Source organism: Aeromonas sp. MR16 (assembly GCF_022549315.1).
GTDB classification, from domain to species: Bacteria; Pseudomonadota; Gammaproteobacteria; order Enterobacterales; family Aeromonadaceae; genus Aeromonas; species Aeromonas aquatica.
In genome coordinates this window covers 1-17,949 of sequence record NZ_JAKZFK010000030.1, presented here as the reverse complement: position 1 = coordinate 17,949, position 17,949 = coordinate 1, and the positions used below count along the sequence as shown (strand labels likewise).

Below are 17,949 nucleotides of genomic sequence, written 5' to 3'. Positions count from 1 at the left end.
GGAGCGATATGATGAAAAAGACTTTGATTGCAGCCAGTTTGTTGGCCCTGTTCAGCCACACCGCCATGGCCGCCGATGACTGGCGTTTTGCCGCCGGTGCCGATATGTGGAACTCCCAGGGCAGCGGCAGCATCCACGGTATGGATGCCAACGGCAGCTACGATGACCAGTACAACTGGACTGGCTACCTGCAACTGGAGCATGACATCTTCCTGCTGCCCAACGCCAAGTTCGAGATCACCGACTTCAGCACCTCCGGCGGCAATTTCAGCAATGATCTCGAAGCCTATGATCTGACCCTTTACTATCGCCTGCTGAACAACGACCTGTTCAAGATCGATCTGGGTCTGACCGGTCGTCAGTATGACGGCAAGTTCCACACCCTGAACGAATCCTATGACGAGGGTGAGCTGATGGCCTACACAGGCGCAGAAGTCATGCTGCCGGGCACCGGTGTCTCCTTCTTCGGCGACGCTCGCATCGAGAATGGCGATCACTATGACTACCGGATCGGGGCGGCTTACCAGTTCTCCTCCATCCCGATGCAGATCCGCGCCGGCTGGCGTGATGCTGCCATCGACATCGCCGAGATGGATCAGGGTATCGAAGGCTGGTTTGTCGGCGCCGCGTTCCGCTTCTAAGCATGCAGGGATGCGTTACGACGAGGTAGCGCACTCTCTGGCTTCCACCGTTAAGGGGTAACAACATGAGCCACATCATAGTGACTGGCGCAGGCTCCGGCCTCGGCCGCGCACTGACAATCGGACTGGTAGCGCGTGGTCACCAGGTCTCCATGATGGGGCGCCGTTACCAGAAGCTGCAAGAGCAGGAGCAACTGCTCGGTCGCGCCGTGGTCGGCATCGCCGCCGATCTGGCGCGCCACGAAGAGGTGGAGATGGCGTTCTCTGCCGCGGTGGCCTGGGGTGGCTTGCCCGAGATGGTGATCCATTGCGCTGGCGCGGGGGAGTTCGGCCCGGTCGGCGTCTACACCGCCGAGCAGATACGCCGGGTGGTGGAGAGCAATCTCATCTCCACCATACTGGTGGCCCAGCAGACGGTGAAACTCATCGGCAGCAAGGGGGGCGTGCTCGCCAGCGTGCTCTCCTCCGCGGCCCAGGCCGGCAAGGCCAACGAGAGTCTCTATTGCGCCTCCAAGTGGGGCATGCGCGGCTTTCTGGAGTCCCTGCGGGTCGAGCTCAAGGGATCGAGGCTGCGCCTGGTGAACCTCTATCCGAGCGGGATCCGCAGCGAATTCTGGGACAACTCGGATCATGTGGACTCGAGTAACTTCATGACCCCGGAAGACGCGGCCGCCTATATGCTGGATGCACTGGAAGCGCGCAGCAGTTGTCATGTGACCGATCTCTTTATCGGCCGTAACGACTAGGTTTCTCATTCTGAGTGGTATTAACCGCTGCCTGCACAACAAAAAGCGCGCCGATTGGCGCGCTTTTTTTATCGAGCCTAGTGTTAAGTATCAACACCCCCGCTTGCCCTTGAACAGGGCGACGATATCGGTGATCGCCACGTCCTGCTGCTCGCCGGCGCTTGTACTCCACCACGCCGTTGTCGAAGCCCCGATCGTCGATGACCTGGGCATCTCCAGCAGGATATGGGGAATATGTTGGGCCACTGGATGTGGTAATGATGGATATATTTGAAGGCCGATAATGCAATGTCTTAATCAAGACAGGCATTGTCAACATGTAAAAATAAACATTTAGAGTGAAATGACAAAAGCAGCGATTTTTATAATGAATTATCGCAACTTACTACGCCCATGTTCAATTTTTAGAATATGGCGAATGTATATCCAGCTCATGCGAAATAATATTAAACCTCGGGTGGAGATTAGTTAATTTTACCTGAGCGACTCATTTTTGAGTCGCATATCCCTGCAGGAAGGATTGAACTGCATGCTTTGATTTCTTGCCGAGGGTTAGCAGCAATTCAAAATCAGGGTCGATAATGCCATATCGCAATTCTAATTCCTTTAATAAGGCAAGCCACAGATGCGCCGTCACCTCGGCATCGGCCAGTGCGCGGTGAAATACGCCGTCATTGGGCAAGCTGTGGTACTGTACCAGGGTACCCAACTTATGATCCGGCGCCTCGGGGAATAACCGTCTCGACAGCAGCAAGGAGCAGGCGAACTGCCCAGGATAGTGCGCCGACAGCCGCTCTATTTCAGCATCCAGAAAGCGCTTGTCGAAGGAGGCATTATGGGCGACCAGGTTATCATCACCGATAAACTCGACGAAGTCCGCCATCACCTCGCCGCAAGGTGGCGCCTGTTTCAGCATGGCATTGCTGATCCCGGTATATTGCTCAATAAAGCTGCTGACGTTAAAACCGGGATTCATCAACGCCGAAAAACGCTCACTGATATGGCCGTTTTCAATCCGGACGGCACCAATTTCTATCGCTCTATCACCTTGTCCTGGTGAGAGCCCGGTAGTCTCGAAATCGAGTACGACAACGGTATTGGCTAAGGCAGTGGACATAATCTCTCGGGCAATCTGGATAAAGAACGTCAGTCTAGAAAATCTGCTACTTCATGTACAGCGCAATATCGCGATACAACTGGAGCCTTGTGTTTGTGATGAGCAGCAGCGACAGGCAACATATAAAAAGCCCCGAGTGCGATTCACACCCGGGGCCTTTTATCGAAAACGAAAAGCAGAGTTAGCAGGCGCTATTAGCGACCCAGCTTGCCCTTGAGCAGGGCGACGATGTCGTTGATCGCCACTTCCTGCTTTTCGCCGGAGCGGCGGCACTTGTACTCCACCACGCCGTTGTCCAGACCGCGCTCGCCGATGACGATGGCGTGCGGGATTCCGATCAGCTCCATGTCGGCGAACATCACGCCCGGACGCTCCTTGCGGTCGTCGAACAGCACGTCAACGCCAGCGGCCTTCAGCTCGGCGTAGAACTGTTGCGCCTGCTCGGCGACGCGCTCGGATTTGTGCATGTTCATCGGCACTATGGCCACTTCGAACGGGGCTATGGCGTCCGGCCAGATGATGCCGTACTGATCGTTGTTCTGCTCGATGGCGGCAGCCACCAGACGGGAGACCCCGATACCGTAGCAACCCATCTCCATGGTGACGGACTTGCCGCCCTCGTTCAGCACGCTGGCCTTCATGGCCTCGGAGTACTTGGTACCCAGCTGGAATATGTGGCCCACTTCGATACCGCGCTTGAGCAGCAGGGTGCCCTGGCCGCAGGGGCTGGGGTCGCCTTCCACCACGTTGCGCAGATCGGCCACTTCATAGGTGGCGATGTCGCGATCCCAGTTGGCACCGGTCAGGTGGAAGCCGGTGTCGTTGGCGCCGCAGACAAAATCGGCCAGATGGGCGGCGCTTCGATCGGCGATGATGCGACCGGCAAAGCCGACCGGACCGATGGAGCCAGCGTCACAGCCGGCGGCGGCCTTGATCTGCTCCTCGCTCGCGAAGGTCAGTGGGTTGGCGACACCCGGCAGCTTCTCGGCCTTGATCTCGTTCAGCTCGTGGTCGCCACGCAGCACCAGGGCGATGACGGCCTGCTGGCCGTGCTCGTCCGCCTCGGCCAGCACCAGCAGGGTCTTGGCGATGGCAGCCGGCGCGACACTCAGGAAGGCGGCCACTTCATCTATGGTGTGCACATTCGGGGTGGCGACCTTGGTCAGGACCAAGGTGGCTGCGGCGCGCTCACCGGCCGGTGCAAGGGCCTCGGCCATCTCGATGTTGGCGGCGTAGTCGGAGCTGTCGGAGAAGGCGATCAGATCTTCACCGCTCTCGGCCAGCACCTGGAACTCGTGGGAGCCGGTGCCCCCGATGGAGCCGGTATCGGCCTGCACCGGACGGAAGTTCAGGCCCATGCGGGTGAAGGCGGCGCAGTAGGCGGCATGCATCCGTTCGTAGGTCTCGATCAGCGATTCCTTGTTGATGTGGAAGGAGTAGGCATCCTTCATCAGGAACTCGCGACCGCGCATCACGCCGAAACGGGGACGGACCTCGTCGCGGAACTTGGTCTGGATCTGGTAGAGGTTGAGGGGCAGCTGCTTGTAGCTGTTCACCTCGTAACGGATCAGGGAGGTGATCACCTCTTCGTGGGTCGGGCCCAGCACGAAGGGACGGTTGTGGCGGTCGGTCAGACGGCACAGCTCGGGGCCGTAGTCGTCCCAGCGGCCGGACTCCTGCCACAGCTCGGCCGGTTGCACCACCGGCATGGAGACTTCGATGGCACCAGCATTGTTCATCTCTTCGCGAACAATGTTCTCGATCTTCTTCAGTACCCGCAGGCCGGACGGCAGCCAAGCATACATGCCGGAGGCCAGTTTGCGGATCATGCCGGCGCGCAGCATCAGCTGATGGCTGACGACTTCCGCGTCGGAGGGGGTTTCCTTGAGAGTGGAAAGCAGATATTGGCTGGTACGCATCGCGATGGACCTTAAACGTGGGACGGGCCGCCTGGCCCTGGATAAATTCAAGGGCGGAATTTTAACATGGGTCACTGCCCTAATGCGATTATCTGTTCGCGATAGAGAACGAATACGCGCTATTCGTGAGTAACGGCCTGTGCTTGTGAGCAGGTGATGAAAGAAAAAGGCAGAATAACAACAGGGCGGCCTGGGGGCAGGCCGCCCTGTTCAGAGGAGGGGACCTGACTTAGCCAAGGTAGTCGATCATGATCTTCGATACCTTGCCATCCAGGCCATTATGGTAATGGCTGGTAACGACCACGTTGCCACCGTCCAGATTGGCGCTGCTGTTGAAACTGCTGACGATGACGGAGTCGGCAATGGGGCCCTTGACCAGGATCTGGGCCCAGTCATCGTCGGTACTGGCTGAAGGGCTGTCATAGACCTTGATCAGGGTGATGCCAGGAAGACCCTCCAGCTTCAGGGAGCGGGCTTCATCGTTGCTAAAGCCATGGTCTCCGCTCTTGCAGTTGATGTTGTAACTCGCACCACCGCTGAGGGTATTGCCGACTTGATCCTGAGTGGCGCCATTGCCTTCCCAAAAACTGATTTGTCCATTAGCCATCTTGCTCTCCTTGCGCTGTGCTGCGCGTGACAAAGGTGAAGGAAAACCATTGAGCCTCATTCAGATCTCTTTGGCGGATTCAGACTAGTCAGCCAGAGGTATATAGTCAGGTCCAATTGACGATGTTTTTTGTAATGCTTTGAATTTAAATGAATTAAAGATGATGGTTGAACCGGATCCGCCTTGGGGTTGCCGGGCAGGGGCGGATCAGGGGGATTTTCCTCCCGATTGGGAATAAGCCGGGGAGGAAGCCGATCGCGCGGGGCGGGGATACCATGGGCCTGCCGCCCTATGCTGGATACTTATCCAGTTATTCTTTATGCTATGACCCAATTTGAAAGAGTCTGCGTGGCGAGGAAGAGAACATGATTGGTCGCTTGAGAGGCGTTGTGATTGAGAAGAATCCCCCTGAGGTGTTGATCGAGGTCGGGGGCCTGGGCTATGAGGTGCAGATGCCCATGAGCTGCTTCTACGATCTGCCCGAGCTTGGCAAGGAAGCGACCCTTCACACCCACTTCGTGGTGCGTGAAGACGCCCAGCTGCTCTATGGCTTCAATCACAAGCAGGAGCGGGCGCTGTTTCGCGAGCTGATCAAGACCAACGGGGTCGGCCCCAAGCTGGCGCTGGCCATTCTCTCCGGCATGACGGCCACCCAGTTCGTGCTGAGCGTCGAGCGCGAGGAGATAAGCTCCCTGGTGAAATTGCCCGGCGTGGGCAAGAAGACCGCCGAGCGACTGGTGGTAGAGATGAAAGACCGTCTCAAGGGCTGGGTCAGCCACGATCTCTTCTCCCCCGCCGCCATCAGCTTGCCCGCCCAGGAGAGCCAGCTGCGCGCCCCCGATGCGAGCGAAGAGGCAGCCAGTGCCCTGGTGGCACTCGGCTACAAGCCGCAGCAGGCGAGCCAGATCGTTAGCAAGGTGGCCAAGGATGGGATGTCGGTTGAGTCGATCATCCGTGAATCCCTGCGTAGCCTGGTGTGAGGATGAACATGAATCAAGCAGCTCGCCCTGTCTCGATCTTCGGTGTGCGTGGGGTTATGCATGATTGAAGCGGATCGTCTTATCTCGGCCACCGCCATCGGCGGGGGGCGTGAAGATGAGGTCATCGATCGGGCCATCCGTCCCAGGAAGCTGGCGGATTACACCGGTCAGGATCCCGTCTGCGCCCAGATGGAGATCTTCATCGAGGCGGCGCGCCAGCGCGGGGAAGCGCTCGATCATTTGCTGATCTTCGGCCCGCCCGGCCTTGGCAAGACCACGCTCGCCAATATCGTGGCCAACGAGATGGGGGTCAATATCAAGACCACCTCGGGCCCGGTGCTGGAGAAGGCCGGGGACTTGGCGGCGCTGCTCACCAACCTCGAGCCGAACGATGTGCTGTTCATCGACGAGATCCACCGTCTCAGCCCCGTGGTGGAGGAGGTGCTCTATCCGGCCATGGAGGACTACCAGCTCGACATCATGATAGGGGAGGGCCCGGCCGCCCGCTCCATCAAGCTGGATCTGCCTCCCTTCACCCTGATCGGCGCCACCACCCGGGCCGGCTCCCTGACCAGCCCGCTGCGGGACCGTTTCGGTATCGTCCAGCGGTTGGAGTTCTACAACGTCAAGGATCTCACCGACATAGTCGCGCGCAGCGCCCGCTGCCTCGGACTCGAGATGTCGGGGGATGGGGCACTGGAAGTGGCCCGCCGCTCCCGTGGCACGCCGCGTATTGCTAACCGCTTGTTAAGACGGGTGCGGGATTTCGCCCAGGTGAAGTCCGATGGCCGGATAGACGGATCCATAGCGGCTCGTGCCATGGACATGCTGGACGTGGACAACGAAGGGTTCGACTTCATGGACCGCAAGCTATTGTTGGCTGTCATCGACAAGTTTATGGGTGGCCCCGTTGGCCTCGACAACCTGGCGGCGGCCATAGGGGAAGAGAAAGACACCATAGAGGATGTGCTGGAGCCTTATCTCATCCAGCAGGGCTATTTGCAGCGCACTCCCAGAGGGCGGTTGGCGACCCCCAGAGCCTATGCCCACTTCGGCCTGCAACGGCCGGAAGAAGGATAAACACAGCTGATTGAACAAAAACCGCCTCCAGGGGCGGTTTTTTACTATTCTGACAAAAAAAAGCCCACGGCACAGGCGGTGGGCAAAGACAATTCAGGATGGATGTTCACAGACAGTGAGCGCGTCTGGAGACAGGCCGGGAAAAAAACAAAGGAGCCGTCGCGAGGCCTCAGAGTCGGTTCATTTGATAGAGCTGAACGAACGAAAGCTTGTAGTAACGTATGGTCTTGGCAACAAACTTTTTCATCATTAATCCCAACAAACAGGTTCGAAATGTTCATCGAATACGTACCGGGAACCCAGATTGACCGGCCTGTATCCAGAGGTATGCCCTCACTGCGAGGCGCATTGTAGGAGCTCTTCCCAGGCCGGACAAACAAGAAATTCTATGCGTTTCAGATTAGATTAAGTAATTAATGTTTTTGGGCGTCGTCAAGCATAAACATGTGTTTTTGTTGGTTTTAAATTGAAAGAAGGGTGGCCTGTGCGATTTTGTAAATATCGAGTTGATGAGGCCGTAAATACTCAAGAGTTTTATTTTTTTAACAGAATTGAAACTAATCTGATGTTATTTAAAATTGATTTAAATCAATCAGTTATGACTTGATGTTTTTTGTGAGCAAGCTCTCATAATTAGTGATTATCGATCTTTAAGTTGCCCCAAAAAGGCATGTATTGGTGATGGTTTTACATTGATTTCAATCAAATAAAGGTGATATAAAACAGCGGTCATTATAGGCGGGAATAGAATCACCACTAATGTTTACCAGATGTTAAACATTAGCTTTTTTTGTTCTTGTATATTGCCTTGTTGTTAATGTGGTGGCATTCGAATCTGGTCATCGGTATCAACCGAGTTATGACCGACCATTCGGGGACTTCCAACGGAAGCATTGTCCTTAAAACTTAAAATAGCCGTGCCAATAATCGGTGAGGAAACATCATGATTGCTGAGCATGTGGTAGACCTATCGCGGTTCCAATTTGCCGCGACGGCCCTTTATCACTTCCTGTTTGTACCCCTGACGCTGGGGATGGCCTTCATCCTGGCGATCATGGAGTCTGTCTATGTGATGACCAACAACACTGTCTACCGGGACATGACCAAGTTCTGGGGCAAGTTGTTCGGGATCAACTTCGCCCTCGGGGTCACCACAGGGCTGACCATGGAGTTCCAGTTCGGTACCAACTGGGCCTACTACTCCCACTATGTCGGCGATATCTTCGGGGCTCCGCTGGCCATCGAAGGGCTGATGGCCTTCTTCCTGGAGTCCACCTTCGTCGGTATGTTCTTCTTCGGTTGGGATCGCCTCAGCAAGCGCCAGCATCTGGCTGCCACCTGGTTGATGGCGCTCGGGACCAACCTCTCCGCGCTCTGGATCCTGGTCGCCAACGGCTGGATGCAGAACCCGGTTGGTGCCGAGTTCAACTTCGAATCCATGCGCATGGAGATGGTGAGCTTCGCCGATCTGGTGTTCAACCCGGTTGCTCAGGTCAAGTTCGTCCACACGGTCGCGGCCGGCTACACCACGGGCGCCATGTTCGTGCTGGGTATATCTTCTTATTACCTGCTGAAGAATCGTGATGTGGCCTTCGCCCGTCGCTCCTTCGCCATCGCCGCCGCCTTTGGCATGGCCTCCATCCTCTCCGTGCTGGTGCTGGGTGACGAGTCCGGTTATGAGACGGGTGAAGTGCAGAAGGTGAAACTCGCGGCCATCGAAGCCGAGTGGAACACCGAGCCGGCGCCGGCCTCCTTCACCCTGTTCGGTATCCCGAATCAGGAGGAGATGCGCACCGACTACGCCATCAAGATCCCCTATGCCCTCGGCATCATCGCCACCCGTTCCCTGGATACCCAGGTAACTGGCCTCAAGGATCTGAAGAGCGAGCACGAACTGCGCGTGCGTAACGGCATGGTCGCCTACGACCTGCTGACCAAGCTGCAATCCGGTGACAAGTCCGACGATACCCGCGCCCGCTTCGACGAAGTGAAGCAGGATCTGGGCTACGGTCTGCTGCTCAAGCGCTACACCCCCAACGTGACCGACGCGACTGACGAGCAGATCAAGTCTGCTGTGGATGATTCCATCCCGCAGGTGGCCCCGCTGTTCTTCGCGTTCCGCATCATGGTGGCCTGTGGCATCGCCATGCTGCTGCTGATCGGCATCGCCTTCTACGACAGCACCCGTCACCGCATCGGTGAGCGCAAGTGGCTGCTCAAGAGCCTGCTGTGGGGGATCCCGCTGCCCTGGATCGCCATCGAGTGTGGCTGGTTCGTGGCGGAATACGGTCGTCAGCCCTGGACCATCGCCGAGATGCTGCCGACCTCGGTCTCCGCATCCAATATCCCTGCGTCCGAGATCTGGTTCTCCCTGATCGGGATCTGCCTGTTCTATACGGTGCTGCTCGTCATCGAGATGTACCTGATGTTCAAGTATGCGCGCCTGGGCCCCAGCAGTCTGAGAACGGGCAAGTACCACTTCGAACAGAGCAAGGCATAAGGAGAGGATCCCATGTTTGATTACGAATTATTGCGTCTGGTCTGGTGGGTGCTGGTCGGCGTCCTGCTGATTGGCTTCGCCATCACCGACGGTTTCGATATGGGGGTGGGTGCCCTGCTTCCCTTCGTCGGCAAGAAGGATGTTGAGCGTCGGGTGATGCTCAACACCATGGGCCCGCACTGGGAAGGTAACCAGGTCTGGCTGGTGACGGCGGGCGGAGCCCTGTTCGCGGCCTGGCCCATGGTCTATGCGGCGGCCTTCTCCGGCTTCTACATCGCCATGATCCTGACCCTGATGGCCCTGTTCTTCCGTCCGGTCGGCTTCAAATACCGCTCCCTGATGGAAGGCTCCCAATGGCGTACCAGCTGGGACTGGGCGCTGTTTATCGGCAGCGCAGTGCCGCCGGTGATCTTCGGGGTGGCGTTCGGCAACCTGCTGCAAGGGGTACCGTTCAGCTTCAACCAGTTCCTGATGCTGACCTATCACGGCAACTTCTTCGGCCTGCTCAACCCGTTCGGCCTGCTGGCCGGTCTGGTCAGCCTGTTCATGATCGTGACCCAGGGCGCCGCCTGGCTGATGATGAAGACCGAAGGGGAAGTGCTGGCTCGCTCCCGCACCGCCGCCATGATCTTCTCCCTGCTGACCCTGGTCTGCTTCGCGCTGGCCGGTGTCTGGGTGAGCGGCATGGACGGTTATGTGATCGTGGGCAACATGGCCACCGACGCTGTCACCAACCCGCTCCATAAGGAAGTGGTGGTGCAGGCCGGTGCCTGGATGCAGAACTACAACCTCTATCCCTGGATGATCGCCGCCCCCGTACTGGGTCTGGTGATGAGCCTGCTGACCGCCGTGGTGGCCAAGCTGGGCAAGGGTTGGCTGGCGTTCCTGTGCTCCTCCTTAGGCATTGCCGGCATCATACTGACGGCGGGCTTCTCCATGTTCCCGTTCGTGATGCCCTCCAGCCTGGAACCCTCACAGAGTCTGACCATGTGGGATGCCACCGCCTCCTTCAACACCCTCAAGGTGATGACGGTCGTCGCGGCCATCTTCGTCCCGACCGTGCTGGCCTATACCCTCTGGACCTACATCAAGATGTTTGGCCGGGTGAGTAACAAGCACATCGAAGACAACCAACAATCGCTCTACTAAGAAGGTGCCCTGATATGTGGTATTTCACCTGGATCCTGGGTTTGTTGCTGGCTTGCGCGTTTGGGATCATCAACGCGCTCTGGCTGGAGCACACCGAGAACCTGGATCGTCAGATCGATGAAAATAAGTGACGGACTTGCCCGGCTGGCCGCTCCCCTGGAGCGCCAGCCATGGCAGGGACTGATGTTGCTGGCGGCGGCCCTGCTGGGCGTCGCCATCTTGCAGGCGTCGAACCTGATCGCCGCCAACACCAGCGGGCACGGGCTGATGCTCGCGCCCTGGCTGATGTGGGCGGTCTGTTGCGGCGTGATGCACGGACTGGGGTTCCATCCCCGCAGTCTCATCGGTCGAGTCCTGTTTTTCCCTTGGCTCGCCTTGCCCAGTCTGTTGTATGGGCTCTGGTTGACCCAAGGCTATTTCCTGTCATAAAAATGGAGGGAGGCAGACAGTTATCTGCCTCCCTCCTGCTTTTACAACGCCAGTCGGCGACCCGCTTACCCCCCGGTTCACCCAGCCAGGTCTGTTATGCAGGTTCTGATTGACCATGAGTTATTGCCTGCCATAAAAACGGGGGGAGATGGGATTTCCCTGTCTCCCCCTGCTTCTTTCCTATTCAGCCCTGCGCTATGATAGCCCCCCATCTGACTGTCGAATGGATCACAGATTTTTATGGGGGAAGTCTCTGAGTTTCCGGTGCGTGTCTACTACGAAGACACCGACGCCGGAGGCATCGTCTACAACGCCAATTATCTCAAGTTTATGGAACGGGCTCGTACCGAATTCCTGCGCGCCGGTGGCATCGAACAAGATGTCCTGTTGCAGGCGGGGCTCGCCTTCGTGGTGAGTCGCACCGAGATCGATTTCCGCTCTGCGGCCCGCTTCAATGAACTGCTGACCGTAATGACGCAAGTGACTGAAGTGAAACGCGCTTCCATGCGCTTTTCGCAACGGATCCTGGCGGCTGATGGACGACTGATCACCCAGGCCATGGTACAGATAGCCTGTGTCAGTCATCCGCAAATGAAACCTGTCGCGATACCTGAAAAAATCAAGGGAGTGCTGTTAAGTGCACGCTGAAATTTCGTTTATTGGTCTGTTCTGGCAAGCCAGCCTGTTGGTCAAACTGGTCATGATGACCCTGATGGGCATGTCGGTCGTCTCCTGGGCGCTGATCTTCCAGCGTTCCAAGGCCATCAAGGCCGCCAACCTGGCCTCCGAGCAGTTTGAAGACAGATTCTGGTCCGGGGTGGACCTCAATCGTCTCTATCAGGAGTCCTCCTCCCGTCGCGATGACATCGAAGGCATGGAAGACATCTTCTACTCCGGCTTCAAGGAGTATGCCCGTTTGCTCAAGGCCGGCGCTCGTGGCCAGGATGCGGTGATGGACGGTACCTATCGCGCCATGCGGGTCTCCTTGTCCCGTGCGGTGGACGAGCTGGAGTCCAATCTGCCGGTACTGGCGACCATCGGCTCCATCAGCCCCTATATCGGCCTGTTCGGTACCGTCTGGGGCATCATGAACGCCTTTATCGCCCTGGGTCAGGTGCAGCAGGCGACCCTGCAGATGGTGGCACCCGGTATCGCGGAGGCGCTGATCGCCACCGCCATGGGTCTGTTCGCGGCCATCCCGGCGGTCATCTTCTACAACCGTTTCACCAACAAGGTGGAGCGGCTGGAAAACGCCTACGCCAACTTCATGGACGAGTTCACCACCATTCTGAACCGCCAGATCGCACAGCAGCAGGGTGAGAAGTAATGCAAACCTATCAGCGGATCCGGCGCAAGAAGGTGGCCGAGATCAACGTGGTGCCCTATATCGACGTCATGCTGGTGCTGCTCATCATCTTCATGGCGGTGACGCCGGTGATCACCCAAGGGGTCAAGGTTGACCTGCCCCAGGCGGAGTCGGAGCAGTTGCCCGAGGATGCCAAGCCCCCCTTCATCGTCAGCGTCAATACCGAAGGCGAATATGTCATCAAGGCCGGTGAGGCGGATGACGAGCCGGTACCGAGCGGTACGCCCGAGGCGATGCAGCAATACATCACCGAGAAGGCCATGGGCTATCTGGCCATCAACCAGAATGCCCCCGTGGTGGTGGCCGGTGACAAGTCCGTGCGCTATGAAGAGGTGATCCTGTTGATGGTCGCCCTCAAGAAAGCCGGCGTGCCTCAGGTTGGCCTGATGACGGATCCGGTGAACTGACGGAGATGGATGTGAAGCGTGGTATTTCCGGTTATCTCATCGCGTCGCTGCTGCTGCACCTGATCATCGGCATCATATTGCTGGTCGGGGTCGACTTCAGTAAACCCAAGCGCCCCGAGTCCAAGGGGGAGATCGTCAATGCGGTGATGCTGGACAGCGAGTTCCTGGAACAGCAGGCACAGCAGATCCAGCAGCAGAAGAAGGCGCAACCCAAGGCTGCACAGCAGCAGAAGGAGAAGGACAAGGAAGACGCCGATCAGGCCCGGCGTGAGCTGGCGCAGGAGCAGGAGCGTCTGCGCGTTGCCGAGACCAAGCGCAAGGAGGCCGAGGAGGCCACTCGCAAGGCGGAAACCGAGAAGCAGAAGAAAGTCGCCGAGCAGAAGCAGGCGGAGGAGCAGGCCCAGAAAGCCGAGGACGCCCGCAAGCTGGATGCGCAGAAGGCCAAGCAGGCCGAAGCCAAGCGTCAGGAGGCCGAGTTGGCCAAGGCGCTGGCGCTGAAGAAAAAGAAAGAAGAGCTCGAGAAGAAGCAGGCCGACGATAAAGCCAAGGCGGATGCGACCAAGAAGGCCGACGCCGACAAGAAAGCCAAGGCCGAGGCGGAGAAGAAAGCCAAGGCGGAAGCTGACAAGAAGGCCAAGGCTGAGGCCGATAAAAAGGCTGCGGACGAGGCCGCCAAGAAGGCAAAAGCTGACGCAGAGAAGAAGGCGAAGGCCGAGGCTGACAAGAAGGCCAAGATCGATGCCGAGCGCAAGCGCAAGGCAGCCGAGGAGGCCAAGCTGCAAAAAGAGATGGAAGCCATGATGCAGCAGCAGCTGGAGGCTGAGGCCAATTCTCGTAGCCAGGCCGCCTCGGCGGCAGCCAAGGGTGAGGTCGACAAGTATGCGGCCCTCATCAAGGCGACGGTCGAGCGCTATATGATTTTGGATCCCACCATGCGGGGTAAAACCTGTACTATCGGTGTCAAATTGGCCAGTACCGGTTTCGTCATCTCGGTGGACAACGGCCAGGGCGACCCGGCGGTTTGTCGCTCCGGCAAGGCGGCCGTGCTGAAGGCCAATCAGCTGCCGGTGCCGAAGGATCCGGCGGCGTTCGAGATGTTGAAGGAGTTTAACCTCAAGTTAGAACCGAACATCTAGGTGTGGTAGAACGGGGTCATTGACTGTGGTTGGCAGGGTCTGCTGATAAAGGAATTTCACCTCTCAATTTTTATTGGAACAGAGTATTTAAGCCATGATAAGAAAAGTGTTTTTTGCTTTGGTTGGCTGCCTTCTGCTGGGCCAGAGCGCTCAGGCGGCCTTGGACATCGTCATCACCGGCGGTATTGACAGCGCAAGACCCATCGCGATTGCGCCCTTCAAGTGGGAAGGCAATGGCCAACTGCCACAGGATATCGCCGAGGTGGTCTCCAACGACCTGATGCGCAGCGGCAAGTTCAAGCCGCTGGCCCGTGGTCAGATGCCGCAGACCCCGAGCACCAGTGGCGAGATCAACTTCGCCCCTTGGGCCTCCCAGGGCGTCGAAGCCGTGGTGGTCGGTACCGTCGCCGCCGTAGGCGATGGCACCTACAAGATCAACTTTGAGCTGGTTGACGTGCTCAAGGGCCAGTTGGCCAAGACCCAGGGCGGTGAGAGCAATGGGTACATCCTGGACAGCCGCATGGCGACCATCCCGGGTGCCCAGATGCGCCAGTTCGCCCACCGCATCTCCGACATCGTCTACGAGCGTCTGACCGGTGAGCGTGGCGCCTTCCTGACGCGACTGGCCTATGTCTCCGTCCAGCAAGGCACCCAGTTCCCGTATCAACTGCGTATCTCCGACTATGACGGTTACAACGAGAAGACCTTGCTGCGCTCCCGTGAGCCGCTGATGTCCCCGGCCTGGTCACCGGATGGCAGCAAGCTGGCCTATGTCAGCTTCGAAAACCAGAAATCCGAGATCTATGTGCAGGATATCTATAACCAGCAGCGCAGCCTGATCACCAGCTTCCGTGGCATCAATGGTGCCCCGGAATGGTCACCGGATGGTCGCCGATTGGCTATCGTATTGTCCAAAGATGGGCAGCCTGATCTCTATGTCATTGATGTGGCTAGCAAGCAACTCACTCGAGTCACAAATAACCGCACCATCGACACCGAACCCTCCTGGATGCCGGACGGTCAAACTTTGCTATTCACCTCTGAACGTGGTGGCAAACCCCAGATTTATAGCGTAAATTTGGCGACTGGCGTCACTCGCCGGATGACCTGGGAAGGGGATTCCAATCAGGGGGCATCCATCACGCCGGACGGCAAGTCCATGGTGATGGTGACCCGGGTTCAGGGACAATATCGCATCGCTCGCCAGGATATGGAAAACGGCGCCATGTTGGTTCTGACTCAGAGTGCTCTGGACGAGTCGCCAAGTGTGGCTCCCAATGGCAGCATGATCATCTATGCCACCATCTATCAGGGTCGTAAAAGTCTGGCTTTGGTCTCGACCGACGGTCGTTTCAAGGCTGTGCTTCCGACCAGTAGCGGTGAAATTCGTGCACCAGCTTGGTCGCCCTTCTTGAATTGATAAAAAAATCGATTGTTTTTTGTTTTGTTATAAAGGTTTAAGGAAATAGCATGCAACTCAATAAACTGCTCAAGGGTTTGGCCATCGCACTGCCACTGTTCACCCTGGCTGCCTGTAGTTCTTCTTCCGACTCCGACGCCGCTGGTGCCGAGTCTGGCATGACCGACGGCATGGGCGGTGTACAAACCGGTGGCGCCAACGGCATGTTGTCCCCGGAAGAGCAGATGCGTCAGAAGTTCGAAGCTCTGCAACGCGACAACGTGATCTTCTTCCCGTACGACGGTTACGACATCCAGGGCCAGTACGCCGACCTGCTGGATGCCCATGCCAGCTACCTGCGTGAGCGTCCGTCCGTCAAGGTGTTGATCGAAGGCCACGCCGATGAGCGCGGTACTCCGGAGTACAACATCGCTCTGGGCGAGCGTCGTGCCAAGGCCGTTGCCAAGTATCTGCAAACCCTGGGTGTGCAGGCCGAGCAGCTCTCCATCGTCAGCTATGGCGAAGAGAAGCCGCTGGACTTGTCCCACACCGAGGACGCCTTTGCCAAGAACCGCCGCGCGGTCCTGGTTTACTAAGGCTTGAACCGAACAAAATTCGTGTATATACAAGCGGCCATTTCGATGGCCGTTTTATTTACACTGAAGCTATCGGTTTGATCTGAATGAAATTTGTGTATAAACAAGCGACTATTGCGATGGCCGTTTTATATACACCGAGGCTACCGATTTGATCCGAATGAAATTTGTGTATAAACAAGCGACTATTGCGATGGCCGTTTTATTTGCACTAAACGCTAAGGTTTGATCCGAATGAAATCTGTGTACAAGCAAGCGACTATTGTGATGGCCGTGTTAGTGGCGCTGAATGCTCAAGCGGCTGCACCGGTGAGCGATCTCAGTGGCGACAGCGGCAGCGCCGTGGCCCTCAGTGGCAACAATGGCGCCATCGTGCCCACAGGCAGCCTGGAAGACAGAGTCGCCTTGCTGGAGCGCACCCTCAATGCCCGTCTGCGCCTGCAGGCCGAGTTGCAGCAACAGGTGGATTCCCTGCAAGGGGAGGTCTCCGAACTGCGCGGTCAGCTGGAACAGCAAACCTATCAGATGGAGCAGTCCCAGGAGCGCCAGCGCCAGCTCTATCAGGAGCTCGACAAGGTGGCGAACAGCCAGCCTGCCGCTGCGCCCGCGACCCCGGCAGCCTCTACCACGGCTCCAGCCGCCGCGGCCAATTACTCGACCAATCAGGACGAGAACCAGGCCTACGACGCCGCCGTGAACATGGTGCTCAAGGAGAAGAACTACGACAAGGCCATTCCCGCCTTCGAAGGGTTCATCAAGCAGTTCCCGAACTCCAGCTATGTGCCCAATGCCCATTACTGGCTTGGCCAGCTGATGTTCAACAAGGGCGACAGAGCCGGTGCCTCGGCCCAGTTCTCCACGGTCGCGAACAAGTACAGCAAGTCGCCCAAGCGAGCCGATGCCCTGCTGAAACTCGGCATGCTGGCACAACTCGATGGCAAGAAGGCGGAAGCCAAGGCGTTCTATGAGCAGGTGATCAAGGGGTACCCCAACACCTCGCCGGCCCAGTTGGCCAAGCAGAGTCTGAGCAAGTTGTAGCATTGCTGTAGGTCACTGTTTTCGTAACAGTCTTGTAAATACGGCACCGCTTTGTACGCGCAGTGAGCAAACAGATTTAATTTAAGAATTTTCTATTGCGCCAGGATGATAAATCCGTAATATAGGCCGCCGTCAGAGCCGGTGCAGCAGTGCACTCGGACCTGGTCGTGGTGAGGGTCGTTAGCTCAGTCGGTAGAGCAGTTGACTTTTAATCAATTGGTCGCTGGTTCGAATCCAGCACGACCCACCATTTCTTCACTGTGGGTGAAGACAGAATTCCCAGGTCGTTTAGCTCAGCTGGGAGAGCACCTCCCTTACAAGGAGGGGGTCACTGGTTCGAGCCCAGTAACGACCACCATGTTTAACACGGGCTGCCACATGCGGTCGGTGACAGGTTCAAGATGGGTCGTTAGCTCAGTCGGTAGAGCAGTTGACTCTTAATCAATTGGTCGTAGGTTCGATCCCTACACGACCCACCATCTTGACCACAGAGTTCCCAGGTCGTTTAGCTCAGCTGGGAGAGCACCTCCCTTACAAGGAGGGGGTCACTGGTTCGAGCCCAGTAACGACCACCATGTTTTAACACTGCCCGCCACATGCGGTTGGTGACAGGTTCAAGATGGGTCGTTAGCTCAGTCGGTAGAGCAGTTGACTCTTAATCAATTGGTCGTAGGTTCGATCCCTACACGACCCACCATCTTGATCACAGAGTTCCCAGGTCGTTTAGCTCAGCTGGGAGAGCACCTCCCTTACAAGGAGGGGGTCACTGGTTCGAGCCCAGTAACGACCACCATGTTTTAAAAATGATTTAGATGGGTCGTTAGCTCAGTCGGTAGAGC

At 57.3% G+C, this 17,949-nt stretch carries 18 protein-coding genes and 6 tRNA genes; 21 read left to right on the top strand and 3 right to left on the bottom strand.

Going from position 1 to position 17,949, the window contains the following annotated elements; genetic code table 11:
- Positions 1-11: 11 nt before the first annotated feature.
- Positions 12-641 (top strand): TIGR04219 family outer membrane beta-barrel protein, encoded by a 630-nt coding sequence (locus MM194_RS17940; protein WP_033130700.1) that lies wholly within the window; start codon positions 12-14, stop codon positions 639-641.
- 65 nt (positions 642-706) lie between these two features.
- Positions 707-1,387: an SDR family oxidoreductase gene (locus MM194_RS17935; RefSeq protein WP_241344313.1), complete on the top strand. Its 681-nt coding sequence runs from the start codon at positions 707-709 to the stop codon at positions 1,385-1,387.
- Positions 1,388-1,874: 487 nt separating this feature from the next.
- Here the strand turns inward: MM194_RS17935 and MM194_RS17930 are convergent, their stop codons facing one another.
- The 3 genes from MM194_RS17930 to MM194_RS17920 all read right to left on the bottom strand — a co-directional run bounded on the left by MM194_RS17930 (position 1,875) and on the right by MM194_RS17920 (position 5,030).
- The gene (locus MM194_RS17930) at positions 1,875-2,504 is read right to left on the bottom strand and encodes a 3'-5' exonuclease (RefSeq protein WP_241344312.1); all 630 of its coding nucleotides are present in this window, start codon (positions 2,502-2,504) and stop codon (positions 1,875-1,877) included.
- Between the two features lie 194 nt (positions 2,505-2,698).
- Positions 2,699-4,423: a proline--tRNA ligase gene (locus tag MM194_RS17925; protein WP_241344311.1), complete on the bottom strand. Its 1,725-nt coding sequence runs from the start codon at positions 4,421-4,423 to the stop codon at positions 2,699-2,701.
- Between the two features lie 229 nt (positions 4,424-4,652).
- On the bottom strand, positions 4,653-5,030 hold the full coding sequence (locus MM194_RS17920; protein ID WP_241344310.1) for a hypothetical protein: 378 nt from the start codon (positions 5,028-5,030) through the stop codon (positions 4,653-4,655).
- Positions 5,031-5,395: 365 nt separating this feature from the next.
- Here MM194_RS17920 and ruvA point away from each other — a divergent pair, with 365 nt between their 5' ends.
- From ruvA to MM194_RS17825, 19 genes are all read left to right on the top strand, one after another.
- Positions 5,396-6,010: a Holliday junction branch migration protein RuvA gene (gene ruvA / locus MM194_RS17915; protein WP_033130704.1), complete on the top strand. Its 615-nt coding sequence runs from the start codon at positions 5,396-5,398 to the stop codon at positions 6,008-6,010.
- Between the two features lie 60 nt (positions 6,011-6,070).
- Positions 6,071-7,090, top strand: a complete 1,020-nt coding sequence (gene ruvB, locus MM194_RS17910; protein ID WP_033130705.1) for a Holliday junction branch migration DNA helicase RuvB — start codon at positions 6,071-6,073, stop codon at positions 7,088-7,090.
- A gap of 943 nt (positions 7,091-8,033) precedes the next feature.
- Positions 8,034-9,590 (top strand): cytochrome ubiquinol oxidase subunit I, encoded by a 1,557-nt coding sequence (gene cydA, locus MM194_RS17905; protein WP_241344309.1) that lies wholly within the window; start codon positions 8,034-8,036, stop codon positions 9,588-9,590.
- A 12-nt stretch (positions 9,591-9,602) separates the two neighbouring features.
- Positions 9,603-10,739: a cytochrome d ubiquinol oxidase subunit II gene (gene cydB / locus MM194_RS17900; RefSeq protein WP_033130707.1), complete on the top strand. Its 1,137-nt coding sequence runs from the start codon at positions 9,603-9,605 to the stop codon at positions 10,737-10,739.
- Between the two features lie 14 nt (positions 10,740-10,753).
- Positions 10,754-10,870: a cytochrome bd-I oxidase subunit CydX gene (gene cydX, locus MM194_RS17895; RefSeq protein ID WP_033130708.1), complete on the top strand. Its 117-nt coding sequence runs from the start codon at positions 10,754-10,756 to the stop codon at positions 10,868-10,870.
- Positions 10,857-11,168, top strand: coding sequence for a cyd operon YbgE family protein (locus MM194_RS17890; RefSeq protein WP_241344308.1), 312 nt, complete (start codon positions 10,857-10,859; stop codon positions 11,166-11,168). Before cydX ends, MM194_RS17890 begins: the two co-directional genes overlap by 14 nt.
- A gap of 240 nt (positions 11,169-11,408) precedes the next feature.
- Positions 11,409-11,816 (top strand): tol-pal system-associated acyl-CoA thioesterase, encoded by a 408-nt coding sequence (gene ybgC, locus MM194_RS17885; protein WP_033130710.1) that lies wholly within the window; start codon positions 11,409-11,411, stop codon positions 11,814-11,816.
- Positions 11,806-12,495 carry a protein TolQ gene (gene tolQ, locus MM194_RS17880; RefSeq protein WP_042639137.1) on the top strand — a complete coding sequence of 230 codons (690 nt, stop codon included), beginning with the start codon at positions 11,806-11,808 and terminating at the stop codon, positions 12,493-12,495. Before ybgC ends, tolQ begins: the two co-directional genes overlap by 11 nt.
- Positions 12,495-12,941, top strand: coding sequence for a protein TolR (gene tolR / locus MM194_RS17875; protein ID WP_005331545.1), 447 nt, complete (start codon positions 12,495-12,497; stop codon positions 12,939-12,941). The genes tolQ and tolR overlap by 1 nt, the downstream gene beginning before the upstream one ends.
- 5 nt (positions 12,942-12,946) lie before the next feature.
- Entirely contained in the window at positions 12,947-14,077 is a 1,131-nt protein-coding gene (gene tolA, locus MM194_RS17870; protein WP_241344307.1) for a cell envelope integrity protein TolA, read from the top strand.
- Positions 14,078-14,171: 94 nt separating this feature from the next.
- Complete coding sequence (tolB, locus tag MM194_RS17865; protein WP_033130713.1) at positions 14,172-15,497, top strand: Tol-Pal system beta propeller repeat protein TolB; 1,326 nt, start codon at positions 14,172-14,174, stop codon at positions 15,495-15,497.
- Positions 15,498-15,547: 50 nt separating this feature from the next.
- Positions 15,548-16,072 carry a peptidoglycan-associated lipoprotein Pal gene (pal, locus tag MM194_RS17860; RefSeq protein WP_033130714.1) on the top strand — a complete coding sequence of 175 codons (525 nt, stop codon included), beginning with the start codon at positions 15,548-15,550 and terminating at the stop codon, positions 16,070-16,072.
- 234 nt (positions 16,073-16,306) lie between these two features.
- Positions 16,307-17,110 (top strand): tol-pal system protein YbgF, encoded by an 804-nt coding sequence (ybgF, locus tag MM194_RS17855; protein ID WP_033130715.1) that lies wholly within the window; start codon positions 16,307-16,309, stop codon positions 17,108-17,110.
- 174 nt (positions 17,111-17,284) lie between these two features.
- A tRNA-Lys gene (locus MM194_RS17850) sits at positions 17,285-17,360 on the top strand.
- Positions 17,361-17,392: 32 nt separating this feature from the next.
- Positions 17,393-17,468: transfer RNA gene (locus tag MM194_RS17845), tRNA-Val, on the top strand.
- Positions 17,469-17,513: 45 nt separating this feature from the next.
- Positions 17,514-17,589: transfer RNA gene (locus tag MM194_RS17840), tRNA-Lys, on the top strand.
- Positions 17,590-17,609: 20 nt separating this feature from the next.
- A tRNA-Val gene (locus MM194_RS17835) sits at positions 17,610-17,685 on the top strand.
- A gap of 46 nt (positions 17,686-17,731) precedes the next feature.
- Positions 17,732-17,807: transfer RNA gene (locus tag MM194_RS17830), tRNA-Lys, on the top strand.
- Positions 17,808-17,827: 20 nt separating this feature from the next.
- Positions 17,828-17,903, top strand: a tRNA-Val gene (locus MM194_RS17825).
- Positions 17,904-17,949 lie beyond the last annotated feature (46 nt).